Here is a 12,616-nt window from a genome sequence, read left to right on the forward strand (position 1 = left end):
TACTTTTCCCAACAAAAAGAAGCTGAAATCAATGCTGCTCTGCAAAGATTTCAGCTTCTTTTATTATTAACTAATTATTTTACAGCCTATTAATATAACTGGATTCACGTCAATGACTATCTATAATAAATAGTTCCAACACTATAATAGATCAGTGCAATCACAAAGAATCCTATTAATTAATAATAGCTTCTAATGGAATTACATGAGGTAGCCCATTGTCATCCATATAAATTTTCGTTTTAACACGGTATACATCTTCCATCATGGCTTCTGTAAAGATGTCTTTCGGCGCGCCTTGAGCGTATACTGTACCCTCTTTAAGCACGATGATTTCATCTGCGAACATAGCCGCCAGATCAAGATGATGCAATGTTACGAGCGTTGTAAAATCATTTTCTTGAGTCAGATTTTTTAGCAATGTTAATAAGTCAAATTGCTTGTACAAATCTAAAGCACTTGTCGGTTCATCAAGAATTAAGATTTTAGGTTCTTTTACAAGGGCTTGCGCCATGAACACAAGTTGGCGTTGACCACCGCTGAGCTCCATGATGCTGCGCGATGCAAAGCACTGTAAATTCAACCGTTCCAATACCTCTTGTGTGGCTGCAATATCCTCATCACTTACGCGGAAGGACATGGATCCCATGCGCCCTAGCATAACGACTTCAAAAACAGATAGATTGACTTTACAGTCATTATCTTGAGACAAATAGCTTACTGTACTACTAAAATCCTTTGTAGAATATTGAGATACAGGTTTACCATTAACGGAAATCTCGCCCTTGCCTTTCAAGATACCCATAATTGTTTTTAAAAGTGTAGATTTACCAGCACCGTTAGTACCAATGAGCGCAGTCAATTTACCTGTTTTAGCAGCAAAATCAACGCCCTTTAAGATCTGTCCGTCTTCCGTAGAGGAATAACCAAAGGTTAGATTATGAACTTCAATCATTTAAAATAGCTCCTTTTCCTAGTTAATACCAACGAGAAGAAGAAAGGTACACCGATGATTGCTGTCACAATACCGATTGGGAACATCGCCCCAGGAACGAGCATCTTACTTGCAATAGATGCGAGAGACAAAATCGCCATGCCACACACTGCAGATAACGGTAAGAAATACCGTTGATCTTCACCTACAAGCATACGTGCAATATGTGGTCCTACAATACCGATAAAACCAATGGTTCCAACGAAAGAAACAGCAACGGCTGTAATGATGGAGATGAAAGCAAACACTTTTACTCGTAAGCTTTCAACATTAACACCAAGACCAGAAGCCTTTTCATCGCCTAATTTTAATGCTGTTAAACGCCAAGATTCACGCATCATAAGCGGAAGCATGATTGCTAATACGATAAGAACAATAGAGATATTAATCCAATTAGCTTTCGCTAAGCTACCCATTGTCCAGAATACGATGTTTTGAAGTGCCTCAGGAGATGCCATATATTGCATCAAGGATTGAAGCGCTTGGAACAAGAACATCATGCCGATACCGGCGAGAATCATCGTTTCAGAGGAGAAGTTCTTAATCTTATTAATGGAATAGATAAAGAAGCTCGTCAAACTAGCAAATACGAAGGCGCCGAATGGAACCATAAAGACACCTAAAAACTCTAATGCACTAGCGCCTACAACAACCATGAGAGATGCACCGAAGCCAGCCCCTGCGGATATACCAAGTGTATACGGGCTAGATAACGGGTTATCAAGGATAGTTTGCATACCAGCACCAGCAATGCCCAAAGAAGCACCTACAAGCAATGCCATTATAGCCGTCGGAAGGCGAATCGACCAAATGATGACATATGCGTTTTTGGAAACCTCTGCTGGGTCTGTTAATGCGAGCCATACATCACTTAACGTAAGTGATGCAGGGCCTACAATAATATCGGTAACAAAACTTACCGCACAAATGATCAATCCGATAATAATGAACAATAGTTTTTTATAACTCTGCTTCTTATAATCGTACTGATTGTTAGTATCCGTCACTATACAAAACCCCTTCTTAGTTTAAATGCATAAACCAAACGCCACCGTAAGAGAATGGAAGGAATTTATCATAGAATTCCTTAAGTGTGCCTTCAGGATCTACATCCTTGAATTCCTCAGGATAGAATGTTTTAGCTAAGTATTCAAATACTGCAACGTCATATACTTCACGAGGTAAACCATGGTGAGTAGAGAATACGTTTTTAGATTGAACGGCTTTCAATTCAGGCCAGCCTTGACGTTCTGTGGTGAAAGCTTTCAATAACTCTTGAGATTTAGCTTCATTTGTATCAAAACCTAAACGCATGGATGTAGGTTTCTTAGGCCAGTAAGAACCAATAATCATGATGATATCTGGGTTTCTTTCCAAAATAAATTCTGGGTTAACAGGGCCTGCTTTTTGAACTACATCTTTTGTAATAAGGTCGCCACCTACTTGCGTTGCTAATGCGCCCCAGGCTACATTTGCACTATACGCAAAACCTAAACCTTCTGGGCCTTCGTTACCTGTTTCAATATAAACAGTTGGTTTTGGTTTATTGATTTTGCTAATGCGGTCCATAACTCTTGTTAAACGGTCAGTATAGAACTTGTTGATTTCTGCTGCACGCTCTTCTTTACCCAATGCTTTACCGATAGCTTCGATAGATTTTTGGTGATTTTCAAGCTTTTCCGCATGGTAATCGATGTAGATAGTTGGAATACCAGCTGCATCGATTTTAGGTTTGTAATCAGATTCATATTGATCTTTGAAAAATAATGGCATGAAAATAACATCTGGATTTAAGGAAATAACTTTTTCCACATCAAATGTTTTGTCATTTACGTTACCAATGAGAGGAATTTTTTCCAATTCTGGAACGTCCGCTTTATAGCGATCCCACATATCTGTACGCAATTTGCTCAAATATGGGTCCATGCCAACAATAGTCTTAGCTACATCTTTACCTTGCAATGCAGCCATAGTCAAGAACGCACCGCCAGAGGCACTCAATTGAACTACTACGCGTTCTGCTGGTTTTTTTAACGTAACTTTTTGACCTGTTACGTCGGTAATTTCAATTTGTTTGCCAGATTGTGCCGCATCCTTTTTCGTATCTGCTGGACCACCACAAGCAGTCAAGAGCATACTCACAATCAGTAGAAAAACGGTGGCAATATAAGCCATACATTTCTTTTTCTTAACCATAGAATACCTCGATTCAAAATTCAAAACTCAATACATTCTAATAAATACAATGTACGACAGCATTTATATAGTTTTACTCCATCAACTCCTTCTACACACACTCTTAATTCATATGCATAAACCAGATGCCACTATAAGAGTATGGCAAGAATTTATCATAGAACTCTTTCAGTGTAGCTTCTGGATCTACATCCGCAAACTCTTCAGGATAGAATGTTTTTGCTAAATATTCAAAGACTGCTGCATCAAATACTTCGCGTGGAAGGCCATGATGCGCGGAATAAACTTGTTTATTTTCAACAACTTTCAAATCACTCCAACCTTGACGCTCTGTGGTGAAAGCTTTCAACAACGCCTGAGACGAATCTTCGGTTGCTTCAAAACCTAAACGCATAGAGGTTGGTTTCTTAGGCCAGTAAGAACCCATGATCATGATAATATCTGGATTTTTCTCAAGTATAAACTCTGGATTAATAGGAGACGTTTTCTTAATAACATCCTTGGTGATGACATCAGCACCAGCCATAGTAGCTAATGCCCCCCAAGAATAATTACTACTAAAGGAATTACCAAATTCTTCCGGACCATTCATACCAACTTCAAGGTAAACTGTTGGTTTTGGTTTGTTAATTTTACTAACACGATCGAGAACTCTTGTCACGCGATCCGTATAGAACTTGCTGATTTCTGCGGCACGTTCCTCTTTACCCAAAGCCTTACCTATGGCTTCGATAGATTTTTGATGACTTTCAAGTTTTTCAGCATGGTAATCAATGTAAATCGTTTGTACACCTGCTGCATCTAATTTTGGTTTAGCATCGGACTCATATTGTTCTTTCAAGTCAAGAGGAATGAAAATAACATCTGGGTTCAAGGAAATAACTTGCTCCACATTAAATGTTTTATCACCGATAGTCCCCACTACTGGGATCTTAGCTAACTCAGGCATTTCAGCAGTAAAGTGCTTCCACATATCCGCCCTGTAATCCTGCAAAGATGTATCCATACCGGCAATAACCTTTGGAGTATCTTTACCCATAAGGGCAGAAATCGTAAAAAATGGACCACCAGCACCACTCCACTGTAAGACAACTCGCTCTGCTGGCTTTTTCAGTGTTACCGTACGTCCTGTTACGTCAGTAATCTCAATAGGCTTGCTATTTTGCGCCGTATCTTTCTTTGTCTCACTAGTACCTCCACATGCAGCGATGAGCATACTAACAATTAGGAGGAAAACCGTGGCTAAATACGCCATAAACTTCTTTTGTTTGAACATAAGTACCTCTCTTCTCTCAACTAAAACTATCACTATAAGTGCACATAAAAAGCCCGTCTCCCCACGAAGAGGAAACGGGCTGTCATCTCAGTTAGACTAACTACCACGCCTAATAAGCTAGCATATAGTATGAGCTTTCAACTATGCATAGCTAGTATAAATTCATCTATATCAATCCCCATCCCTGTCTCTCGCAGGTCAATTGGCAATTGTTAATTAGGCAGTTCTCCTGGCTCCAGTTCAACGTTACTTTGCGCCTTCCCAAAAACTTCAGTGACCGAGAGCATTTCACCCTCTATGCAAAGTACCTCGCTGTTACAGTGGCGTGACCGCTTTGGCTTATACCAAATTCTCTATTAAGTCAATAGACACCTAACCCAATCATATGTGATTTTTCTCATCGTAGCATGAGGGATATACAGTGTCAATAAACATATAGGGGTACAGCTATTCTTGTAAAATCTATACTTTTCAGCAAAAAAGAAGCTAAAACTCAACCACTAAGCAGAGTTTTAATTTCTCATTAGGACAGTCTGTAAAAATGTCCGTCAAATTCTATAATTTATTTTTATCGATTAATAACTTTTCCTCTACAATTCAAGGCGCATTTGATACCATTTGGCACCGCCGTGATCAGACTCAGACTCACCTTCATTTACAAAACCAAACTTAGCATAATAAGGTATCTTTTCTTTCTTACAGGTTAGAATAACACCCTTACGTTTTTCCTCTCTCGCAAGGTCGATAAACGCCCCAATTAACTTACCACCTACACCGCGATTCCGATACTCTGGCAATGTATTTAAGCCAAATATCATCTGCCAAGCACCGTTTGGATTATGTAAGGAAGCATCGGCGAACATCTCATCCGTCAAGACTTCATCATCCGTTACAAAACCATCGATAAAACCAATCGGCGTAGCTCCATCAAAGGCAATTAAAAACTGACCTGCATAATGGTCTAATCGTTCCTTAAAAGCCTCACGAGGCGCCGCCTCTGCAGGAGGGAAACAAGTTGCTTCTATATGTGTCACTAAATCTAAATCAGCGGTTGTCGCTTTTTGTATTAATATATCCATATCCTTCTCCATCGTATCTACATATCGGTTTTAGTATATACCGTTTACATAACAAAGACTACACGTAACTCTATGTACGTGTAGCCTTTTATTAACAATTTGACCAGTTATTTACTATACAGATTATCCGACCAATCATCTTTTCGTATATTTAGGCACATTCCGATATTGCATCGGTAAGGAATTTTCTTTTACTTTAAAACCATGCTTCTCGTAAAAGGTTGCATTCTTGCTTTCACCAATCATAACATTAATGTACAAGTAAGACTTGTAAGCCTCTTTCACCATTTCTAGCAAATGACCAGCAATACCTTGGCCATGATACTCAGGATGAACCAACACATAATTGATGAAGCATACTAACTCGCTATCATCCATGACACGAATAAGACCGACTAAACGGTCACCGTCCCAAGCAGTAATCACGCGCGACGAATTCATCAAAGCCTTATACAATCGATCAGGATATTTACCTACCACCCAACGAACAGACAGAAATAACGCTGCTACTTGCTGGGGCGTAAAATTTCGCTCCTCAGTATATGTAATCTCCATAAAAGCTCCTCCACATTATCAAAAAATCCAAGGTTTTTCCAAAGTAGCCGCTTTATTAAAGGTTAATGTACAGAGTGTAGGATTTTCTTTATCTAAGTAAGCAATAAAAACTATTTTATTAATCAATTTCTCTTTTACCATCATCGCTTTTTCAGCATCGTGATACATATATTCACGAAGCAATTCCGGAAGAGTAAACCGAATACTAAGGCTGTAAATCTCATCGTTATTAACTATTGGTACTATAATCCATTCATCAGGTTTATCTGGATCAAAATGTATTGATACTTGTTGGTGCGGATTAGCTTTCAATAACTCATTAAATTCTGAATTAGCTAATAGAGGAATCATATATACACTATTTATTGTAGCCAAATATATAAATTGATTTTCAATATTATTCTTTAAATCCATTATCAGCTTTTTTAAATCAATATCAAATAAATATTCATCCCAACAATAAGAAGATCTCCTATAATATGCCACTTCATCACGAATTAATTCTGAAAATGTCCTTTTGAAACTATTAAATTCAGTATCATCTATACCTGAATCATCCATCAATTCATCTATTATTTGTTGAATAAGGTTTATGATATCTTTATATACATCACTAGATAAATCAATTAAATGTATTTTATGAGCAATTGCATAACGTTGTGCAGGCTTTGAAAAACCAGATGTAGAAAAGATAGCATAATGATATTGATAACGTTTGACAGATAATTGCTCCGTACTCAAATTTACAGTAGCGTAGTTAGTATTAATATCATTTAAACTACCAACACCCATTCTAACTCTATCAATACCAACTTTTGTGCTTGCATAACACTTTGCTTCTACAAATAAGCGCAAAGGATATACAAAGGGAGGCGTTATTTTAAAAGTCCCCAATGTGTCAAACTGATGATAACCTCCACGCCCTCGAACATTTAAACCATTATGTTTACTTTCTATTTCTTTTTCGCCATGTGGTACACCAGGTTCACAAGGAATATTGCTCTCTGTAATTACTTCATAACCATTCACTTCAATAAGTTTTGATAATACTATCTCTAAAAGGTATCCTTTTGCTTGCTGTTTATTCATGTTACTGCGCTCCTAAGTTATAAGTGCCAAACGTATTTTTCTACAACCTCTTGCTCATATATATAACATCGACCATAGGGTTATGATAATACGGCTCGCATTCAACAAAGCCATGCTTCTCATACAAATGGATCGCAGCTTGCAACGGTTCAATTGTATCTAGCACCATTTCTTTATATCCAGAGGCTTTAGCATGGTCCATAATACTTTCAATCAGACGATCACCGAGAGCATGTCCGTGCCCTTCGGGACGCACATAGAGGCGTTTCATTTCACAACGGGTATCGCTATGCTGATAATACACCACCATGCCAAGCACTACATCATTATCATCGATAGCAACCAATAATTCACCATTGGGCGCCGTATATTTCTCACCGATATCTGCTAGTTCCTTATCTAAATTCTGAAAGGACAAATCGCGACCAAGCCATTGTCTCTGTAATCAACTCTTTTACTTGATCTAAATACGGTTTTCCATCAACAATCTTAATCATTTAAACTCCAATAATAGTGATTACTTTAACTTTCGCATCTCACGAATAAACGCCTCTGCCTCTTGTAGATTCTTAGGGAATTCAAAATAAATACATTGCTCATGTCCACAATAAGGATTTCGGAAGTCATAGCCGCTCAACAACAAATACTCGATAATCTTCCATTCTTTATCATTAGATTTTTTAGGAGCCTTGAACTTCTCGTTCACAAAGTACATTTTACCTTTACATGTAGGGCAAGTTTTATTTCTGTTAAACAACTCATAGTTTGTGCCCTCCGACAAGGAGATCCGGCAGGTTACACATACATTTTTATAGCCCATAGTTATTTACTCCCATATGGTTTATGTTGAAAGATTTCTTTTACAATCCCTTCACCAACAATATTTCCGCCTTCCATGATAAAGAACTCAGTACCTGCTTGTAGAGCAGAGTAATCTACAGTTTCATAAAGTGGCAGCGCATTAGCTTCTATTTGTTTATTAAAGATGACATCCTCACCATCAATAAAGTTAATACCAAGATATTCCTCAGTACCTTTTATAACTATATGAGGATAGTACATTCCATTATTTAAATTAGGTGGAGTTCTCCTCTTCTTGCTAAAGAAAGTAACTGTACAGCCAATAGTAAAATCTAAATTACTCATTTCGAGCCTCATTCAACTACATATACCATATCACCTTTAAAGTATATCCGAGGAAAAACTAAATTACTCTATGTTAAGATTATCTAATCAATCTAAAACCTTTTTTAAAATTCCTTATTTTCTAAAACTATATTATATATTTTAACCAAAAAGACTTTTATAAAGCCCTTTAATTTCTTGTGCGTATTTCACTGCACCAGGAAGATGCATTCGTTTATAGTAATCTCCTAAAATTTCTGTATGATTTTTCAAAATATCAAATTCAATCATATACATAGCAATACTCGTTATAGAATATTTTCCTATCTCAAGTATAGTTGATTTATCTTCTATATCTAATTCCTCGCCTTTTGGAAATTCACCATCAGAATATTCTTCCCAAGTTTCATCACTGTATTGCCAAAAGGCATTACTCCAAAGAATCAGTTCTTTACGATTGTATTCTATTAATTGCTCGAAAAACTGCACTAACTCTTTCTCAGAATATAACTTGCAATTAAACCCTTCTAATAAGAATTGCCTTTGATTCAATCGATTTCTTAGTTCTTGAATTTCTATACTTTGTAGTTCTTTATTAAAGTTATCAGGTCCTAATTCCTCTATAATATCTAAATATATAGGGCTATCTAAAAATTCTTTTAAAGTTTTCATATTCTTACGTCCTTACAGAATTAACACCTTCCATAATAAAGAACTCCGTACCTGCTTTTAGAACAAAATAATTTACAATTTCAAAAACTAACAACATATTATCTCATATTTGTTTATCAAAGATGACATCTTTACTACTATAAAGTTTATACCAAGACTCGGTACCTTTTATAATGATATGAGGATAGTACATTCCATAATTTAAATTCGGTAGACTTGTTCTCTTCTTGCTGAAGAATGTAACTATGCAGCTAATAGTAAAATCTAAATTGCTCATCTCAGCTCTCATTCAACTACATATACCATATCACCTTTAAAGTATATGTTCATTATACAGTGTACGGGATTCCCTTCGGTCCATAACCAACCTTGGAATACAGCGTGACCCCAATTATAGGTCTCTGTAATGATTTCAAATTCACTTTCACTATAATCCTGCTGATACTGAGATAACTCAATTCTTTTACCTGTGAAAGTATCTAGAATTGTATTGTTAAATACGAGAATTTCAAAAAAATCTATATCGCACGTCTCAAACACGACTTGAGCCTTATGAGTTTGCTCAATACCGTTCTCATAAGAGAAAATGTACTCAAAAGTAAGAATCAAATTATCATCTGCGTATTCTATTTTCTGTACCCTTGCATCGTGGAGAGAATATTTGGAATGATTGCCAAAAGATTTTGTTGTTTTCATGGATCCTCATTACACAATTAACAATACTATAATCTAAAACTTAATTAATTTGAGCCTATTTTATTAATCCTTTTCATCTAATATTGTATCATAATAATAAATGATTATTTATCATTCACTAATTAAATATTAAAATACAAAAAAGTACATAATAATGAAAAATGCCCCCTTTACTAGACAAGCAGTAAAAGGGGTATTTTTCATGAGATATAATTATAAATATAAAAGGAAGGCAATTGATTTATTTTATTAAGGTGAATAACCTAAGACACCAAACGGAGTATTAACACATACTTTTCATAAACAAATAAAGAAACAGAGTAAACAAAAGGAGCTTCATAATCCGAAAATTATTAACCTTTATGGAGATAATAAAAAGTTACTCTCTAAAGTATAAATATGAATTAGTGTGTCAAGTATTATCTGGAAAATCTATAAATGCAATAACAGTTCAGGCTAAAATTAATACCAAACACCTTTATCAATAAGCCTGAAGGACAACAATAAAAGGGTCCTAAAATGAAAACAACTAAGAATATCTTACCTAGAAAACTCAAACCAAACAAATATGAGGAGCTAATTCGCTTACGAGCTGAAAATACTTATATTAAAGCTGAGAGTGAAGTCATAAAAAAATTGACTTGAAAGAAGAAAAAGAAGCTACACATCTTAAGGCGAAAAAACACGACATTATTCAGTCTGTGTCCATGAAAATGACTACATATCATAACGAAGAACTTTTAAAATAATATCATTATGTATAAATAGTATAGAATCAATATTTTTATTATCAAATTTACATCTATTTCTGCTCACTCAATTACTTACAAACATAAAATAGTCATATTCTATCATGAGCTAAAAACAATAAATAAGAGTAAAGTAAATTAAAAATCAGTTGATCATTTTTATAAAATTCTTCATTAACAATACGCGTCAATCCATGAGTTGAATAGTTATATTTATCTACAAAAGCACCATTTATTAAACTTGATTCATATATATTATATATACTAGTTATCGCTTTCTTATCTCTATCATCCTTTACTTTAGAGAATAAATTAGCTTCAATGCTCTTTTTGGAAAAAATCTTTTTAAAATTTTCTTTTAAATATTCATTCTTATTTTCTTTCAATAAATCCAAAATTGCACAACAAATTACTTCTAACAATGTTCTTACAGACGCTACTCTCAACAACTTACAAGTATCATTATCATAAACTTTATTAAATTCTTTTATAAAATTCACTAAATCATGATCCAGTTCAATACTTTCACTTAAAGAAATTAATGGATGTATAAATCCCATCTTATTAGTTTTAATATCAACCTCTTTTTTTGTACAAGAAATCCTTTGATTAAAACTAAATTCTCTATTTGAAATCTTATCAATAAATCGAATGTTAAAAGTAACATCTGATGGACTCATTACAATAAACTTCTCATTTTTTCTATCAAAAAAAATATTCTTTTCTGGCAGAATATCTATATGTTCTAGTCTTATTTTTTTAGTTCCTTTACAATCTGTTACTTCTAAAACTTCATCTAGCATGTACTCTTTGGCAAGCTCTAACTCACTTAGTAGAAAACGCATTTTGGCACTTGGATAATCTATAATACTTATATTCGTCACATCTCCATTATTATGCAAAACTCTCCAACTACCAAGTTTCATTGAATCAAAATTTTTTTCAAGGTTATCAGCATAATATATTTTTTCTATATTATACTCATCAATTCCACTACCTTTTAAAGAATCACCTTTGATCATTTTAACGTCTCTAGTCTTAGGTTTTTGTTGTTTTTCCGATTCTTCAATTTCTTTTATCTTATTTTGAGAAGAAGAAGATATAAAATTCAATAGCTCTTGCAATAAAAGTTGATTTCTAGATTCAATTAACATAGTTCTATCTGAATTAAAATCTAAAATCCCTTTTTTCATTAAATAAATATTAATAATACCCGCTTGTTGTCGTATGACTTTTTTTGAGCTACTAGATACATTAATTTCAACATCATATAAATCATTACTAAAATATACATTATTAAAATAGACTAGAGGTGTAATTTTTTTCAATTTCTGATCTTTATAATAGTCAGAAACTTTTTTTAACTCACCACTGTTAAATTTAAAATAATCTATTTCCAGTTTTATTTCAAAATCATTATTAGCTAATAAACTATTATACTTTTGATCAATATCTATATCATACGATAAGCCATTTATATAGATCCTATAATAAAATATATCTTTTTCTCTATACGTTTTGCTTTGAAAACATGTTTTTGCAATGATTTTATCTTTAACCAATGAATTGCTGATATCAGATGGTATCTCTTTAGCATCTTTATATAATTTATTGATTTTAACTTTAAAATTATCATCAATAATCGAATTCTGTAATTTTAAAAAATCTGAGGAATTATCTAATACTTTCCTAAAAAGTTCTATGGCTTCCGAATTTAAATTTTCTATAACTATTCTTGTTCCATTTTTTTTTAAATCGATACTTGAACTTTCAGAAATATCAACATTAGAATCATGGATATCCTCTAACCCCTCAATTTCATTCATATCTATAGTAAAACTATAATTAGTCCCCTGCTTTGAAGTTTTTACAGTAACCTTACTACCAAATTTAAAAACAGAAAAAAATCCCAATCCTTTTTCACCTGAAATTATTCTGCCATTTTTGACAACACCGTATTCTTTATTACTATGACTAACAATAAGTAACGAATGAATATCATCTAAGTCCATTCCATCTCCATCATCAAAAATTTCAATGTTATTATCACAAACGTTAATTTCTATGGTATTAGCCATAGCTTCATATGAATTTTTTATCAATTCAACTATTGCATAAATTGTATTCGGAATCTTTTCTGAAATTTCCTTAATTATTTTTCCAGATACTGATAATCTCATCATTA

Annotated in this window: 13 protein-coding genes and 1 riboswitch; all 13 genes read right to left on the minus strand. The window is 34.2% G+C overall.

Annotated features, from left to right (window positions below; all coding sequences use genetic code 11):
• Window positions 1-175: 175 nt before the first annotated feature.
• The 13 genes from KH286_RS04000 to KH286_RS04060 all read right to left on the minus strand — a co-directional run bounded on the left by KH286_RS04000 (window position 176) and on the right by KH286_RS04060 (window position 12,614).
• Complete coding sequence (locus KH286_RS04000; protein ID WP_205112819.1) at window positions 176-955, minus strand: ABC transporter ATP-binding protein; 780 nt, start codon at window positions 953-955, stop codon at window positions 176-178.
• A complete protein-coding gene (locus tag KH286_RS04005; RefSeq protein ID WP_278617634.1) occupies window positions 952-2,001 on the minus strand; it encodes a FecCD family ABC transporter permease in 1,050 nt (349 codons plus the stop codon). The genes KH286_RS04000 and KH286_RS04005 overlap by 4 nt, the downstream gene beginning before the upstream one ends.
• Before the next feature lie 16 nt (window positions 2,002-2,017).
• Complete coding sequence (locus KH286_RS04010) at window positions 2,018-3,190, minus strand: ABC transporter substrate-binding protein (RefSeq protein WP_278617635.1); 1,173 nt, start codon at window positions 3,188-3,190, stop codon at window positions 2,018-2,020.
• A gap of 103 nt (window positions 3,191-3,293) precedes the next feature.
• Window positions 3,294-4,466, minus strand: a complete 1,173-nt coding sequence (locus tag KH286_RS04015) for an ABC transporter substrate-binding protein (RefSeq protein WP_278617636.1) — start codon at window positions 4,464-4,466, stop codon at window positions 3,294-3,296.
• A gap of 202 nt (window positions 4,467-4,668) precedes the next feature.
• A riboswitch (cobalamin riboswitch) is annotated at window positions 4,669-4,857 on the minus strand.
• A gap of 199 nt (window positions 4,858-5,056) precedes the next feature.
• Entirely contained in the window at window positions 5,057-5,545 is a 489-nt protein-coding gene (locus KH286_RS04020) for a GNAT family N-acetyltransferase (protein WP_278617637.1), read from the minus strand.
• Between the two features lie 135 nt (window positions 5,546-5,680).
• A complete protein-coding gene (locus tag KH286_RS04025; RefSeq protein WP_278617638.1) occupies window positions 5,681-6,100 on the minus strand; it encodes a GNAT family N-acetyltransferase in 420 nt (139 codons plus the stop codon).
• A gap of 18 nt (window positions 6,101-6,118) precedes the next feature.
• Window positions 6,119-7,189: a hypothetical protein gene (locus KH286_RS04030; RefSeq protein ID WP_278617639.1), complete on the minus strand. Its 1,071-nt coding sequence runs from the start codon at window positions 7,187-7,189 to the stop codon at window positions 6,119-6,121.
• A 40-nt stretch (window positions 7,190-7,229) separates the two neighbouring features.
• Entirely contained in the window at window positions 7,230-7,607 is a 378-nt protein-coding gene (locus tag KH286_RS04035) for a GNAT family N-acetyltransferase (protein WP_278617640.1), read from the minus strand.
• Window positions 7,608-7,706: 99 nt separating this feature from the next.
• Window positions 7,707-8,009 (minus strand): hypothetical protein, encoded by a 303-nt coding sequence (locus KH286_RS04040; protein WP_278617641.1) that lies wholly within the window; start codon window positions 8,007-8,009, stop codon window positions 7,707-7,709.
• A gap of 2 nt (window positions 8,010-8,011) precedes the next feature.
• Complete coding sequence (locus KH286_RS04045; protein WP_278617642.1) at window positions 8,012-8,335, minus strand: hypothetical protein; 324 nt, start codon at window positions 8,333-8,335, stop codon at window positions 8,012-8,014.
• A 141-nt stretch (window positions 8,336-8,476) separates the two neighbouring features.
• Window positions 8,477-8,986, minus strand: a complete 510-nt coding sequence (locus KH286_RS04050; protein ID WP_278617643.1) for a hypothetical protein — start codon at window positions 8,984-8,986, stop codon at window positions 8,477-8,479.
• A 285-nt stretch (window positions 8,987-9,271) separates the two neighbouring features.
• Complete coding sequence (locus KH286_RS04055) at window positions 9,272-9,682, minus strand: hypothetical protein (RefSeq protein WP_278617644.1); 411 nt, start codon at window positions 9,680-9,682, stop codon at window positions 9,272-9,274.
• 841 nt (window positions 9,683-10,523) lie between these two features.
• Window positions 10,524-12,614, minus strand: coding sequence for an ATP-binding protein (locus KH286_RS04060; RefSeq protein WP_278617645.1), 2,091 nt, complete (start codon window positions 12,612-12,614; stop codon window positions 10,524-10,526).
• Window positions 12,615-12,616 lie beyond the last annotated feature (2 nt).

The sequence above is a fragment of the Veillonella parvula genome (assembly GCF_018378075.1).
Classification (GTDB): Bacteria; Bacillota; Negativicutes; order Veillonellales; family Veillonellaceae; genus Veillonella; species Veillonella parvula_K.